Consider the following 15444-nt stretch of genomic DNA (forward strand, 5'->3'; position numbering starts at 1 on the left):
TTTCTTTTTATTTAGCGTAATTATAATAAGCTGCACAAGCTCCTTCCGATGAAACCATTGGCGCACCTAACGGATTAGAAGGATTACAAGTAGCAGCAAACTGCGGACATTCGTGTGGTTTTTTTAAGCCACGTAAAATTTCACCTGCTATACAACCATTGGTTTCACAACTGGAAAACGTTTTAATTTCAAACTTTTTATTGGCATCAAAAGCCTCATATTTGGACTGCAAAACATAACCACTGTCAGCAATAGCACCAATTCCTCTCCATTCTTGTGTACCAATTTCAAAAACATCAAACATCACTTCTTTAGCCCGAAGATTTCCTTCTTCTTTCACCATTCTCATGTATTGATTTTCTACTTCATATTTACCGTTTTCTAATTGCAAAACGGCATGATAAATAGCCTGAAGTAAATCGGCGGGTTCAAAACCAGAAACTACAATGGGGATTTGGTACTTTTCAGCAATCGGATAATATTCGTCTAATCCCATAATTGTACAAACATGACCGGCTCCCAAAAAAGCATCAATGGTACAAAATTCGTCCGACAAAATAGCTTCCATTGCCGGTGGAACCAAAACATGTGAAACCAACAATGAAAAATTCTTCAAACCTAATTTAGCCGCATGATGAACTGCCAAAGCGTTACTCGGCGCTGTGGTTTCAAAACCAACTGCAAAGAAAACCACTTCTTTATCCGGATTTTGGGCTGCAATATTAACCGCTTCCAAAGGCGAATACAAGATACGCAAATCACCTCCTTTAGCTTTCGCCTGCAACAAACTGATTGTTGAACCCGGAACCCGAATCATATCACCAAAAGAACACATGACCACGCCTTTTTCCATGAGCTCGACTGCTTTATCGATCAAATTCATGGGCGTTACACACACAGGGCAACCGGGACCGTGAATCATTCTAATATTTTCAGGCAACAAATCCAACAAACCGTTCTTCACCAACGAATGCGTTTGGCCACCACAAATTTCCATGATGTTCCACGGTTTTGTAGTTACCTTGTGAATTTCGTCTATATAATGTTTAACGAGTTCGGGATTTCTATATTCGGTTAAATATTTCATTCTAAAATTTGAAGCAATTCAATGATAAACACTAAAGTAGAATTGGGCTGAATCATTGGCGCAGCACCTTCTTCACCATAAGCATATTGATGTGGAATATACACTTTCCAGCGCGCTCCTTCATTCATTAAAGGTAAAACTTGTTGCCATCCGCTGATGGTTTCACCAATATTGATATCAAACGAACCGATATCCTTTGTAGAATCAAAAACGGTTTTATCCAACAAATAGCCTTCATACAAAACACGTACATCATCTGTTACCACAGGTATTTTTCCGTTTCCTTCTACTAAAATTTCATATTGTACTCCTGAAGGCAAGGTTACCACTTCCGGACGTTTTCCGTTTTCTTCTAAAAACTTCAATCCTTCTGCTGCATTTTGCTCTTTCATTTCTTCGCGCAAAAGCGTAATGTAATTATTAAAGATCTCAATAGCCCTTTTTTGAGAAATTTTGGGATACGAATTGCTGTAAACCGATTTTAATCCGTCTACAAAATCGTCATACGAAATTTCATCAAAGCCATTGTCTTTAAGGCTTAAACCCATTACAACACCTGCCGAATATGAAATTTTATCTTGCTCTTCTGTTTTTCCTATGGTTCCTAATAATTCTGAAATATTCATGTGTTACGAATTAATGTTTACACTATAATTTAATTGCCCAAAAGCGATATTTTCATCATTTGGCGATAGATTTTCGTGGAAATAACAGTTAAATTTTACTGCTAATTCTTCTTCAATTAAATCTACCAAAAGCGCATTTTGGAATACGCCGCCGCTGTATGCAATTTCTTTAAAACTGTGGAAGTTTGCAACTTTTTCGATCACTTTAACTAAGGTAAAATGAAAATTAAGCGCAATTTCTTCTTTGCTTTTATTTTGTTTGGTTTCCAAAGCTATTTTTTCAATTATTTTGAATGAAAGAATCGTTTCTGTCAAGTCTTCTCCTTCCAAATAATCGATTTTTGCTGTTTGAATATCATAGGCTTTTTGCGCCAGACTTTCCAAATATATCGCAGCTTCGCCTTCAAATGTCATTTCGTATGTAAAGCCTAACAAGCACGCCACGGCATCAATCAATCTTCCTACCGAAGAAGTTTGCAACGTATTTTGTTCTTTCTGTTTTTCGAATAAAATCCATTCATTCGCACTAAACAAATGACGAATTTCATTGGGATTTCCGTTCCAAAGTGACAACAAACTTATTTTCGGATTCTTCGACATTTTATCGCCTAAAATCCAATTGAAGTTTTCGAAGTGCCGGATTCGTTTGAACTCTTTCTTTTGATATTCGAAAAATTCACCACCCCAAATTTCGTGTTTAGTGCCAAAACCAATGCCATCCCAAATAACACCCAACACTTTATTTTGGCTGTGCCACAAATTGTGTTCCGTTAAAATAGCCGAAAAATGCGCTATGTGATGTTGAACTTCTTCTACTTTTATGTTGTTTTTATCGACTTGTAATTCTTCAAGCATTCGTCCCGATTCATACAACGGATGTTTATCTTTCACAACAACTTCTGGTTGAAAATGGAAAATGGAAAAATAATCTTGAATCGTTTTTTGGAATCGCAAAGCCGTATCGAAATTGGATAAATTCCCTAAATATTCGCTTGCATACAAATACGTATTAGGAAAAATGGCAATGGAACTTTTTAAATCGGCTCCCAATGCTACAATCTTTTTGCTTTGGACCTGTTCTTTATACGCTGAAGGCAAGCTAAAATTGGGCGCCAAACCTCTAGCTCTTCTTACTATAATTTTTCGCTTGTGTTTGGTAAATCGCACAACCGAATCATCTTGCGGATGAAGAATTTCTAAGCTGTGATGTAAAAAGAAATCGGCGATGTTTTTTAGTTTTTCTTCGGCTTCTTTTTCGCTGCTGCAAATGGGCGAACTATGAACATTTCCACTGGTTGCCACCAACGGAATTTGCGTTTCATGACACAATAAATGCAACAAACCTGAATAAGGTAACATGGTACCAATAGTTCCGTTGATAGGCGAAACTTCGTTTATTGCCACATCACTTTTTACTTTTGAAGGCAAAATAACGATTGGTGAAACCGTAGATTGCAATTCGTTTAACGCAAAATCATCAACCGAAACATTTTTATGTAAACTTTCTTCGTTAGGAAACAAAACAGCTAAAGGTTTAACCGGTCTTCGCTTTCTGCTTCGCAATTTTTGAACAACCTCAGCTTTCGTTGCATCGCAAAGCAATAAATAACCGGATGTATTTTTTAGTGCGATGATACTTCCGGCTTTTAATTGGTTCGCCAAAAAAGGAAAAATCTCTGGATTGGTTTCGTATAATTTTTCTCCGTTGGCATTGGTTACCCAAACTTGTATTCCGCAAACAGAACACGTATTGGTTTGCGAATAAAAACGTTTATCTTTTGGATTGCTATATTCTTTTTGACATTCCGGACACATTTCAAAGTTATGTATACTTGTATTTTCTCTTTCAAAAGGAAAATTTTCAGTAATAGCATAACGCGATCCGCAGGTAGTACAACTAGTAAACGGATAATAAAACCTTCTGTTGTTTTTGTCCAGAATTTCCGTTTTACAATCCGAACAAGCGGCAAAATCAGGCGTCAAAGGAGCATTTATTGGGTTTCCTGAATTTGTGGCTACAATTTGAAAATCCTTAAAATGTATCTGTTCTGAAACTTCCGTAAACGTGATAGCTTCAATTTTAGAACTTGGTGGCGCTTGAAGTGAAATGTTATCATAAAAATTTCTAAATACCTCAGCTGAAGTTTGCGCTGTTATTTCTACGCCGAAAGTAGTATTGGTCACAGTGCCTTTAATTTTATATTGGATTGCCAAATTGTAAATAAAGGGTCTGAAACCAACTCCCTGAACTCTTCCGGAAATCCTTATTTTGAATGTATTATTCAACAGTGATTACTTTCTGTTCTCTGATGTTGTGAACCAAATTTAAGATTTCTTCGGTTACCTTTTCAATAGCTGCTTCTACTTTTGGCGAAAGCCCTACTACCATTGGATCCATTTTTGAAATAGTAATAGTATAGAGATAAATCTGAGGCATTCTATCAAACATAGTCAAAATTTCGACCATATCTTTTAATCCAAAATTGTGTCCGCTTAGTGCCAAAGGAAAATCATTGGAAAATTTTGGTTTCAACAACGAAATTGTTCCTTCTTCTTTGCCATCCATTGTTGCATCGACTAAAATGGCGATAGGATGACTTTCCAGATAAGGAACCAAAAGAAAACCTCCGGTTCCTCCATCTATAAAAGTTATATTTTCAGGAAACTTTGATTGATCCAATTTATTGATAAAATGCACACCAACTCCTTCATCTCCCATAAGGTAATTCCCTATTCCAAGAATAAGAATATCGTTCCCCTTAGAGTGAAAATCGTCTTTTTTATACGCTAAAACATCCTCTGTCATAATTGTTTCAATCAAACTATTCTATTACGTTTAATTATTGTTTTGTCTCTTCCTGAACCCGCTCAGAAGACACAAATTTTTGTCCGCTGATCATTGCAGAAGTTTCTCCTCTGCCTTCTAACCAATCGTGGAATAACACTAAATAAATGTGAACTGCCATAAACAGGATAAACATCCACATGATTATATGGTGCACTTTACGAATCAGAATTTCATTATCATTAAACAATGGAGTCACCCAAGCAAACATTTTCGGAAAGAACCAAGAAGCTGTAGGTGCGTACATTGCAAAACCTGTTGCCATCATTAGTAACGCTAAAACGAACATTACAAGATAAGAAAAAGTGGCTACACTGTTATGCCCGATACTGAAACTTTCAATTTTGTGAGCTTGCTCATTTTGTAGAAAGATATCATATTTTAAAACGTGCCATATATTCTTCATCCCTTTTTTATTAAAAGGGAAAAAAGTTCTCCAATTCGCAAATTTATTTCCTACAAAAGCCCAGTATATTCTTAAAATCATTACTGCAACCATAATGTAAGCTGCAATGAAATGTATTTTTCGAACATAGCCAAACCAAAATTGCTGCGAAGCTTCCAGTTTTGACATAATTGCCGGCGGATTACTAATGATAAAACCAGTAACAATTAATACAGTTATGGCTAAGGCATTTAACCAGTGGAAAATCCGAACCGGTAATTCCCAAACGTATACGCGTTTAAAATTTTTTGTGGCCATAATTCATTCTTTTAAATTCTAAATTGTACACACCGAAATATCATTTACTTGCTTGATAATTTCTCCTTTTTCATCATATAAATGAACGGCACAAGCGATACACGGGTCAAATGAGTGAATGGTTCTGATTAATTCTAACGGCAATTCCGGATCTGCAACCGGAGTATTAATCAACGTACTCTCATAAGGTGAACGTTGCCCTTTCGGGTCACGTGGCGAAGCATTCCAGGTGGATGGAACTACTTGTTGGTAATTTTCAACCTTTCCGTCTTTAATAACGATCCAGTGGCTTAAGCCTCCGCGTGGTGCTTCAACCAATCCGACACCTTTACATTCTTTCGGCCAGGCTTTGGTTTCCCAATTATCCATATTTGCCATGCGAGTATCGCCATTTTTAATATTCTTGATTAGTTCATCATGGAATTCTAAGTTCCAATTCGCTACTAACTGTGATTCTAAAGCTCTGGCAGCCGTTCTTCCTAAAGTTGAATATAAAGCATCTAAAGGCAATTCTAATTTTGCTAAAGCTGAATCTACTAATTCTTTGTAATCTTCTCTTCCTTCTGCATATCCTACTAAAACCCTTGCCAGCGGACCGACTTCCATAGCGTGTCCTTTCCAACGCGGTGTTTTAATAAAACTATATTTTTGAGAAACATCTAAGTGAGAATAAGGAGGTTGCGGACCTGTATAGTGAATATTAGTTTCTCCGCTCCACGGCTGTCTACCGGTATTACCATCACCTTCATAATCATACCAAGAGTTGTTTACATATTCTTCAACAGTCTTCAAGTCTCGGATATCCACTTCATGAATTTTAGACAAGTCTCTGTCCATGATTACTCCAGAAGGGAATTTAAAGGTTTTATGATCTGTATTGTTGTACCCTTGCATTGGTAGATCTCCAAAAGCCATAAAATTATGGAATCCGCCTATTTTTCCCCAATCTTTATAGAAACTGGCTATTGCCAATACATCCGGAATATAGACCTGCTCTACAAATTCTTTTCCTTGTTCTAATAATTGGCGAACAAATGCTAAACGCTCTGCATTTAAGCCACTGGCATCGTCTAAGTTGATAGCACAAGCCATTCCGCCAACTAAGAAATTCGGGTGCGGATTTTTACCTCCGAAGATCGCATGTACTTTTACGATCTCTTTTTGCCATTCTAAAGCTTCTAAATAATGTGCTGTGGCCATTAGGTTAACTTCCGGCGGTAGTTTCATAGCCGGATGTCCCCAATAACCATTCGCAAAAATTCCTAATTGTCCACTGTTTACAAACTTTTTCAAACGCGTTTGCAGATCTGAGAAATATCCCGGTGAGCTCTTTGGCCAATTTGAAATAGATTGTGCCAATTGAGAGGTTTTAACCGGATCAGCGTTCAAACCGCTTACAACATCTACCCAATCAAAAGCATGTAAATGATAAAAGTGTACTACGTGGTCGTGCAAATGCAAAGCACCTAACATCATGTTACGAACCATCTCTGCATTTGGCGGAACTACAATTCCCAGTGCATCTTCAACCGCTCTTACCGAAGTAATAGCATGCGATGCTGTACATACCCCACAGGTACGTTGAACAAATGCCCAAACATCTTTAGGGTTTCTTCCTTTTACTATATTTTCTAATCCTCTCACCATTGTAGAAGATACGAATGCATCTTTTATTGTTCCGTCGCTGATCTCAACCTCAGCACGTAAGTGGCCTTCAATTCTGGTAATAGGATCCACTACTATTCTTTCTGCCATATTCTAACTGTTTATGGTTATTTTTACTCTTCAACTCTCTTTTCGTTCTCAATTGCATTGTGAATACGTCTGTTCAGATCTTTTCTTTTCGAAATGTTAGACGCTACAGCATGTACTGCTGCTCCTGCTGCAACTGCTCCGATCGCTACTTTACCGATAGTATCGGCATCCGCTTCAATTCCTCCGCCTATAGCAGCATCACGGGTATAAAAACTTCCGGCATCCCAGAAATTGTTTGAACTACAACCGATACATCCGTGACCGGATTGGATCGGATAACTTACCCCGCCATTCCATCTGATGTTACCACAGGCATTATAGGTACTAGGACCTTTACATCCTACTTTGTACAAACAATATCCTTTTTTAGCATTTTCATCGTCAAAAGTTTCGGCAAACAATCCGGCATCGAAATAAGGACGTCGGTAACAACTGTCATGAACGCGTTTAGAGTAAAAAGCTTTTGGTCTACCGGCACTGTCTAATTCCGGCAATCTGCCAAAAGTCACTACATGAACAATGATCCCGGCCATAACTTCTCCGATCGGAGGACATCCAGGAACGTTTATAATAGGTTTATCTGTAATAATTTTTTCAATCGGAACAGCACCTGTCGGATTAGGCTTTGCTGCTTGTACACAACCTGTTGTTGCACAACTTCCCCAAGCAATGATTGCTTTAGCTCCTGCTGCTGATTCTTTTAGTGTTTCCAATGCACTTTTTCCGGCAATACAACAATAATTCCCGTCAGCGCCTAAAGGAACAGAACCTTCTACACACAAAATATATTCACCTTTGTACTTATCCATTGTTGCTTTTTTAGCTGCTTCAGCTTGATGACCTGATGCCGCCATTAACGTCAATGTATAATCTAAAGAAATTTTGTCTAAGATAATATCCGCAACAATAGGATGGTCTGAACGGATAAAAGATTCACTACAACAGGTACACTCTTGAAAGTGTTCCCAAATTACCGGTAGTCTCGGTGTAGTTTCCAAAGCCTTGGCAATTTGCCCAATAGCCGTGTTTTCAACCCCCATATAGGCTCCTATAAAAGCCACAAACTTCATAAAATCCCTTCTGGTATACCCGTTTGCCTCAATACTTTGCAAATAGGTCTGGTTTTGATTACTTTCTTGTTTCATATGCTTTCAGATATTGGTTGGTGTATGGGTAATGCAATAACTTTATCACAAACTATACGAAAATAGCGTAATAGCATTTTTAAAAACATGATAAATATCATGTTTTTACGTTTTTACATTATTTATAACTAGTCCAAACTACCAATTATCAAATACTTTTAACCAATATTGAATTCTGGATAACCATCTTCAGTTCGCTCATCATCATAGCCGTTGCTCCCCAAACAATATACTTATCGACTTTAAAAGCCGGCACCTGAATATCTTTAGCATAAGAAGTGGTCATCTGAACCTGAACGATGGATTTTTCATCTAAAAAGGAAGACAACGGAAACTCAAGGATTCGTTTTACTTCATCAGGATTAGCCGTAAATTGCACTTCTTCATCTGCTATCCCCATAAAAGGAGAAACTAAAAAATTACTGGGAGGAATATATACCTGACTGAAAGGTTTTATGATCTCAACACTTTTGGGGTTTACCCCGACTTCTTCATAAGCTTCGCGCAATGCCGTTTGTTCCAGATTGACATCTACCTCTTCTACCTTCCCTCCGGGAAAGGCTATTTGTGAAGAATGTACTCCGGGGTAAGAATTCCTGACAATTAAAACCAGATGGGTTTGGTTATTCTTCGGGTACAATAACATCAGAACTGCTGCTTCTCTGGGAGAATATTTTAAAAAATCATTATCCTTAAGAAAACTTATTCGCTCTAATGGTGCCATTTTTGTATGAGCATCAGAGGCTAACAATTTTTCTTTTTCTATTTTTGGAACATATTTTTTAAAATCTTTAAACAGCATAACGTTAACTTTGCTTATTGTATCCTATAAAGTTAGCTTTATTTTTAACAAAAATCAATTTTTTTAGCCATAATTATGTTTAGTAAAGAAGAAGCCCGTCAAATAAAAAAAGAATTTTGGACCCATTTTGCTGAAGAATATCCTCGCAAATGGTTACTCTATGATACCAAGATCAAAGATGTTTCTTTTAAATTTTACATTGATAATAAAAAAGCTCAGGTTTCTCTTGATATTGAGCCGAAAGAAGACGAAAAACGTAAAATTTACTTTGAAAAAGTGGAATCTTTAAAAACTATTTTGCAAGAAGACTATTTACCGGATGCTATTTTTGAGCGGCATTACTTTTTAGAAAGCGGAAAAGAGATCAGCCGAATTTGGGTAGAACTTCCCGGAATCAGCATCAACAATAAAAATACATGGTCGCAAGTTTTTGATTTCTTTTACGAAAAAATGACTGCTTTTGAAATGTTTTTTTATGAGCATGAAGAATACATCAAAGATCTGGAGATTAATACTTAACTTTACTATATGTATGAAGAGTTAAAATACTGGTATCTGCGTGACCACAAGCTTTTTAGAATTCTGAGCTATAACCAGATCAAACAATTATGTATTATCTCTAATTTTAAGAAAGCTAAAAAAGGAGATATTCTTTATTTTTCAGATACAAAAGTTCCTCAGATCTTTTTATTGAAGAAAGGAAATATCAAAATTGTTGCAATGGATGATGATGGGAATGAGCAAATAAAAGAGATCATTCAGAAAGGTGACTTGTTCGGTGAACTTACTTTAGAACAAGGTGTTTCGAATGAGGTTGCCAAAGCACTTTCTGATGAAGTTATTATATGTAGTTTTCTATTATCAGATTTTGAGAACCTGATGCGAAAATACCCTGATTTAGCTTTATCTTACACCAAATTTATCGGGTTTAAAATCAAAAAATGGAAAAACAACTATAACAATCTTATTTTTTTAAATGCGGAAACGCGTCTTTTACTCTTTTTAACAGAGTGGGCTGAACGTGATGGCATAAAAGAAAACGGAGGCATTCGCATTGAAAATTACCTCACGCAAAATGATATTGCCCAAATCATTTGTACTTCCCGACAAACCACTATTTCGCTACTCAATGAGTTAGAAAATGAGCATCAGATTTATTACTCCAGAAAAGAAATCATAATCCCGAATCTTACCCAACTCAAAAATTTGATCCGTAAAGTAAAGTAGTTTACATTTCTATTGTTGAAAGCGTCATAACTTTGTTAAAAATAATAGTTATGAAAACGAAAATAGTTTTATTACTCATCCTTTCCTTTTTTCAGATTAGTTTGGGCCAAAATCCAAAAGAAAATCGAAATTTGGAATCAGGTGTTGCTTTACAAGGCTACGATCCGGTCAGTTATTTCACCATTGGAAAAGCAGTAAAAGGGAAAAAGGAATTTGCTGTTTTTGTCCACAATGCCATTTATTATTGTAGCTCTTTAAACCATAAAAAACTTGTAGAAGCCAATCCTGAGCGATACGAACCTCAATATGGCGGGTGGTGTGCTTATGCTATGGGAAACAACGGTTCAAAAGTTGAGATTAATCCTCAGACTTTTAAAATTATAGATGGTAAACTCTATTTATTTTATAATGCGTATTTTAGTAACACACTAAAAAGTTGGAATAAAAATGAAACAGTGTTAAAAAAGAAAGCTGATACAAATTGGCTAAAAATAACAAAATAAAAATGTGCTATGAAAAAGATATTATTTTTAATTTTAATTTTAGTGATTCAATCTTGTCAATCACAAACTAAAAAAAGTGAGGATATGAACTTTGATATCAAAAAAACGGATGCTGAATGGAAAGCCGAACTTTCCGATGAAGAATACAGAGTATTACGCGAAAAAGGTACTGAACGGGCATTTACCGGAAAATATTGGGACTCTTTTGAAAAAGGAAAATATGTTTGCGCCGCTTGCGGTAATGAACTTTTTACTTCTGATACCAAATTTGATTCGCATTGTGGCTGGCCTTCTTTTGATCAGGCAATCAAAGGTTCGGTTATTTACAAAGAAGATCTGAGTTTCGGAATGGTCAGAACTGAAGTTATGTGTGCTAAATGCGGTAGCCACTTAGGACATGTTTTTGATGATGGTCCAAGAGAAACTACCGGAAAACGATTTTGCACCAATTCTGTTTCGATCAAGTTCATTCCGGAAAAATAAGACTCATGAAACGATTGATTTATTGGTTATCCAGAATAATTCCGGCTGTTATAATGTTGCAAACTTTATTTTATAAATTTACAGCGGCACCGGAAAGTGTTGCTCTTTTCAGCAAACTGAATTTAGAGCCTTATGGAAGAATCGGAACCGGAATAATAGAATTAATTGCTTCTATTTTACTCTTGATTCCTAAAAAATCATTCTATGGTGCTATTTTAGGAGTCGGGACAATGCTAGGTGCTATTCTATCACATATTTTTATTCTCAATATAGAAATAAATCAAGACCACGGAAGTTTATTTCTCATGGCTTGTGTTACATTTACTTGTTGCTGTTATGTTCTGATCACTGATGCTAAAAATTTTTTATTTTAAACAAACTATAAAAATGCTAATATCTTCTGTAAAAAAAAATTTCTGCGAAATTCTTGATTTCTTAAGGCAATTAAAGCCTGAGGATTACACAATACAACATCTTGAATTAAGCAATGCCAGCATCGGTGAGCATATACGACATATTGTTGAACTTTATCAATGCTTGGTAAACAATTACGCTTCTGGTATTGTAAACTATGATTTCAGGGAACGAAATGTTTTAATACAAACTCAGATAACAACAGCTATTGATCGTATAGAAAGTTTATGCTGTGAAATTGACAAACCGAATAAAAAAATGCAACTTGAACAAGGAATTGATTTGGTTAGTTTTTCTGTTGAAACCAATTATTTCAGAGAATTACTCTACAATTTAGAGCACAGCATTCATCACCAAGCTTTAATTAAAGTAGCTGCGCTAAAGCTTTCTCACGTATCTTTACCCGATCATTTCGGCGTAGCTAAATCTACTATTGAATACCGTTTAAAATGTGCACAGTAACTTTTTTAGCCACTCAAAACGGTTTTTGCCTTACCTCTAACCGGGATGAAAAAACAAGTCGAGCTACTGCTGTTCCTCCGCAACTTTATAAACTGAACGGAAAAACGATCTACTTTCCGAAAGACCCGAAAGCAGGCGGAACATGGATAGCGCATGATTCCGAAAACATTATTATTCTATTGAATGGTGCTCAGGAAAAACACATTCCTAAGCCAAAATATCGCAAAAGTAGAGGTTTAATCGCTTTAGATTTGATTGCTTCAGAAAGTATTTTAGAAACCTGGAAAACAACTGATTTAACAGACATAGAACCTTTTACTATTGTCCTTTTTGACGGAAATGGTTTGTATCAGCTGCAGTGGAATGAGATTGAAAAATCTATACTTCATTTAGATATTAATATAGCTCATATCTGGTCTTCTTCTACGTTGTATAGTGCTTCCATAAGAACTCAACGAAAAATATGGTTTGAAGAATTCTTAGAACAAAATGATACTATTTCTCCTGAATCTATTTTAAACTTTCATCAGTTTACCCAAAAAGAGAATCAGGAATTCGGCTTACAAATCAACAGAAATAACGAATTAAAAACCGTGAGTATCACCCAATGCTTCTATAGCTCTGATGGCTCTATAACTATGGAATATTTACCGCTGTAACGTATGAAAAAATTTCGTTTATTTTTCCATAAATTGACTCATTGGGAATATTGGCCCTATCAAATTATTTATTTCCCCGTTTACTTTCAATATCTCTTTTATGTATTGAGAACCAGATCTTTATTTTACTTTAATGCTTCCAATCCAACCATTAAAAATGGTGGATTTTTTATGGAATCCAAAAAAGAAATATATGATTTAATTCCACAGCAATATTATCCAAAAACTGAATTAATTAAAACGGGAACTGATTTCTCAGCTATTGAAACTCAAATCCAAAATGGAAATTTACAATTTCCGTTAATTGCCAAGCCGGATATCGGTTTAAGAGGAACAGCTGTAAAGAAGCTGTACAATCCGGAAGAAGTTAAATCCTACTGGCAAAAGGCTGATTTTGACTTTTTACTGCAGGATTGTATTCCTTTTTCAAATGAAATAGGACTATTCTATGTTAAACTCCCCAAAGAAGAAAAAGGAAGGATCACCGGAATTGTTTGGAAAGAATTCCTGATAGTTACCGGAAACGGAAAAGAAAACATTCGGGAAATTTTATTAAAAGACCCTCGATATGAATTCCAAATTGAAGTTTTAGAAAAAGAATACAACAATTATTTAGACACTATTTTACCGGAAGGAGAAACCTTTAATTTGGTTCCTTACGGAAATCATTGCAGAGGAACTAAATTTATAGACAGAAGTCATAAGATCACAACAAAATTAGAAGCCACATTTACAGAGATCTGCAATCAGATCGAAGGATTTCATTACGGAAGAATGGATATTATGTTTACCGATTTTGAAGACCTGGAAAACGGAAAAAACTTTCAGATTGTAGAAATTAACGGAGCAATTAGTGAACCTACTCATATTTATGACCCGAAACACTCTATCTTTTTTGGTTGGAAAGAATTGATCCGTCATTATCACTACCTTTACTTAATCAGCAAAGACAATCATAAAAAGGGATCTCCTTATTTAAGTACGACACAAGGTATTAACGAATTTAAAAAACACATTGAGTTTTATAATACTATTTTAAAATTCTAAATAAAAAAGGGCAATGAATCCATTGCCCTTCTCTTTTCGTCGCTTTTTTTAATTAATAACTCATCGCTACGATTTTTTTGATTGAAACTCCTGTTTTAGAAATAACTTTAACATAGTAGACAGCATCTCTACCTACTGCATTAAAATCTGTGTTAATTCTAATCTCTTTACCATAATAAGCATCATTATCGTATGTTGTCATTAACAACAAACCTCTGGCATCAAAAATCTGAATTTCAACATCAGATTTATAATGGAACAAATACTGAATCGTAATATAATCTCTGAACGGAACTGGGTAAACTTTAAAATCAGCTGTAAAGATACTTTCGGAAGAAGAATCTGTATAAGTCTCTTCAGCAGGAACAGCTACTTTCATTCTACATCCGTCATACCCTCTATTAATGGCATCCACAGCCTGATTAATATCCGAATGAGATAAGCCTCCGATATCTTCTGCTCCGAGCGCTTGATTTGCCAGTATAAACAAATTAGCAACTGTAGCCCCTCCATTCATATTCAGATAAGCAATAACACTTTGAGGAATAGTAAAAATCTGAGTAGTATCCGGAATCGGAGTATCAGTTCCACATTCCACATCTACTGTTGCAAATGTATTCTCTAACATCACTGAATTCAAGGCTGTATCCATTTGTAAATTAAAGAATAAGGTTATTGTTTGGCTTAACAAATTATTATTAATTCTTCCTTTTTTCTTAAAGCTCGCATTAAGAGGATCATTATCTGCCCATGTCGCATATATATCATAGGTTGCAAAATCAACCAATTTTCTTGGCGTTCCGCCACCGGGAAGCATTTTAAAGATATTATTTTGAGCCGTAATCGGATTTGCATTAATGTCTGATAATTTCAATAAGAAATAATTACCTGTACTCAAACTACCGAAATTAAATTCTCCTCCGACATTAGTCAATGCTGCCACCATAATATCCTGAGCCATAATTCCTCCTCCGCCAGGAGTACAAGCAACTCCATTTACATTACCATAAAAACCTTGTGTATACGTACAATGTGGACTATCACATGAATTAACCAGTACTGTAAAACTACAACTCGACTGATTACCACAATCATCTTCTGCAGTAAACGTAACAGTTACTGTTTCTCCTACCGGGAATGGATCGTTCAATGCTAAACCATCAGAACGGGTCGGAATCACACTCACATCCTCATCACAATTGTCGTAAGCTGTAGGAATATCAATAACCGGATCTCCTTCACAATCAAACACTTCTATATCTGAAGGACAAGTCAGTGTTGGTGGAGTTTCATCAAATAGTCTGGTTACGCGGATCACTACCGGTGCTGCCTGATTGCCACAATCGTCTGTAATAGTGAACGTATAATCAATATATTGTGTACAACCGTTGGTTACCACATCACCTGCTACTCCGACTAAAGTACCACTCTCCGTTTACACCACAGTTATCACTCCAGCTTGTGGTGACTTCCACCGGCCAAGGCGTGTTACAACCTTGCAAGTCGATATCACCGGAATCTACGATAACAGGTAATTCCATATCGTAGTGACGGCTTACGCGGATCACTACCGGTACTGCCTGATTGCCACAGTCGTCTGTGATAGTGAACGTATAATCAATGTATTGTGTACAACCGTTGGTTACCACATCACCTGCTACTCCGACTAAAGTACCACTGGTCTCT

General features: G+C 36.1%; 18 protein-coding genes. 8 read left to right on the plus strand and 10 right to left on the minus strand.

The window, feature by feature from the left end:
* Positions 1-7: 7 nt before the first annotated feature.
* The 8 genes from hypD to NHF50_RS02420 form a co-directional block, all read right to left on the minus strand.
* Positions 8-1087, minus strand: a complete 1080-nt coding sequence (hypD, locus tag NHF50_RS02385; protein WP_252774939.1) for a hydrogenase formation protein HypD — start codon at positions 1085-1087, stop codon at positions 8-10.
* Entirely contained in the window at positions 1084-1713 is a 630-nt protein-coding gene (locus NHF50_RS02390; RefSeq protein WP_252774940.1) for an FKBP-type peptidyl-prolyl cis-trans isomerase, read from the minus strand. The genes hypD and NHF50_RS02390 overlap by 4 nt, the downstream gene beginning before the upstream one ends.
* 3 nt (positions 1714-1716) lie before the next feature.
* Positions 1717-3999 (minus strand): carbamoyltransferase HypF, encoded by a 2283-nt coding sequence (gene hypF, locus NHF50_RS02395; protein ID WP_252774941.1) that lies wholly within the window; start codon positions 3997-3999, stop codon positions 1717-1719.
* Positions 3992-4519, minus strand: coding sequence for a hydrogenase maturation protease (locus NHF50_RS02400; RefSeq protein ID WP_252774942.1), 528 nt, complete (start codon positions 4517-4519; stop codon positions 3992-3994). Before NHF50_RS02400 ends, hypF begins: the two co-directional genes overlap by 8 nt.
* 34 nt (positions 4520-4553) lie before the next feature.
* Positions 4554-5261: a Ni/Fe-hydrogenase, b-type cytochrome subunit gene (gene cybH / locus NHF50_RS02405; RefSeq protein ID WP_252774943.1), complete on the minus strand. Its 708-nt coding sequence runs from the start codon at positions 5259-5261 to the stop codon at positions 4554-4556.
* 18 nt (positions 5262-5279) lie between these two features.
* Positions 5280-7016 carry a nickel-dependent hydrogenase large subunit gene (locus tag NHF50_RS02410; RefSeq protein ID WP_109568179.1) on the minus strand — a complete coding sequence of 579 codons (1737 nt, stop codon included), beginning with the start codon at positions 7014-7016 and terminating at the stop codon, positions 5280-5282.
* A 23-nt stretch (positions 7017-7039) separates the two neighbouring features.
* Positions 7040-8161, minus strand: a complete 1122-nt coding sequence (locus NHF50_RS02415; RefSeq protein WP_109568180.1) for a hydrogenase small subunit — start codon at positions 8159-8161, stop codon at positions 7040-7042.
* A 148-nt stretch (positions 8162-8309) separates the two neighbouring features.
* Positions 8310-8963 carry a CoA pyrophosphatase gene (locus tag NHF50_RS02420; RefSeq protein WP_109568181.1) on the minus strand — a complete coding sequence of 218 codons (654 nt, stop codon included), beginning with the start codon at positions 8961-8963 and terminating at the stop codon, positions 8310-8312.
* A gap of 75 nt (positions 8964-9038) precedes the next feature.
* On the opposite strand from NHF50_RS02420, the gene NHF50_RS02425 reads away from it, so the two are divergent.
* The 8 genes from NHF50_RS02425 (at position 9039) to NHF50_RS02460 (ending at position 13758) form a co-directional block, all read left to right on the plus strand.
* Positions 9039-9482, plus strand: coding sequence for a DUF4268 domain-containing protein (locus tag NHF50_RS02425; RefSeq protein ID WP_109568182.1), 444 nt, complete (start codon positions 9039-9041; stop codon positions 9480-9482).
* A gap of 9 nt (positions 9483-9491) precedes the next feature.
* A complete protein-coding gene (locus NHF50_RS02430; protein WP_109568183.1) occupies positions 9492-10190 on the plus strand; it encodes a Crp/Fnr family transcriptional regulator in 699 nt (232 codons plus the stop codon).
* Between the two features lie 50 nt (positions 10191-10240).
* Positions 10241-10693, plus strand: a complete 453-nt coding sequence (locus tag NHF50_RS02435) for a YHS domain-containing (seleno)protein (RefSeq protein ID WP_109568184.1) — start codon at positions 10241-10243, stop codon at positions 10691-10693.
* A 9-nt stretch (positions 10694-10702) separates the two neighbouring features.
* Positions 10703-11176 carry a peptide-methionine (R)-S-oxide reductase MsrB gene (gene msrB / locus NHF50_RS02440; protein WP_252774944.1) on the plus strand — a complete coding sequence of 158 codons (474 nt, stop codon included), beginning with the start codon at positions 10703-10705 and terminating at the stop codon, positions 11174-11176.
* 5 nt (positions 11177-11181) lie between these two features.
* Positions 11182-11550, plus strand: coding sequence for a DoxX family protein (locus NHF50_RS02445; RefSeq protein ID WP_109568186.1), 369 nt, complete (start codon positions 11182-11184; stop codon positions 11548-11550).
* Positions 11551-11563: 13 nt separating this feature from the next.
* Positions 11564-12052, plus strand: a complete 489-nt coding sequence (locus tag NHF50_RS02450) for a DinB family protein (protein ID WP_252774945.1) — start codon at positions 11564-11566, stop codon at positions 12050-12052.
* The gene (locus tag NHF50_RS02455; RefSeq protein ID WP_109568187.1) at positions 12040-12711 is read left to right on the plus strand and encodes an NRDE family protein; all 672 of its coding nucleotides are present in this window, start codon (positions 12040-12042) and stop codon (positions 12709-12711) included. The genes NHF50_RS02450 and NHF50_RS02455 overlap by 13 nt, the downstream gene beginning before the upstream one ends.
* Positions 12712-12882: 171 nt before the next feature.
* Positions 12883-13758, plus strand: coding sequence for a D-alanine--D-alanine ligase (locus NHF50_RS02460; protein WP_308219293.1), 876 nt, complete (start codon positions 12883-12885; stop codon positions 13756-13758).
* Between the two features lie 52 nt (positions 13759-13810).
* On the opposite strand, the gene NHF50_RS15795 is transcribed toward NHF50_RS02460, so the two are convergent.
* Positions 13811-15157 (minus strand): HYR domain-containing protein, encoded by a 1347-nt coding sequence (locus NHF50_RS15795; RefSeq protein WP_252774947.1) that lies wholly within the window; start codon positions 15155-15157, stop codon positions 13811-13813.
* Between the two features lies 1 nt (position 15158).
* Positions 15159-15444 (minus strand): hypothetical protein (locus NHF50_RS02470; protein WP_252774948.1); only part of this gene is annotated, 286 nt, incomplete at its 5' end.

This window comes from Flavobacterium sp. NRK F10 (assembly GCF_024054235.1).
GTDB lineage: Bacteria > Bacteroidota > Bacteroidia > Flavobacteriales > Flavobacteriaceae > Flavobacterium > Flavobacterium sediminis.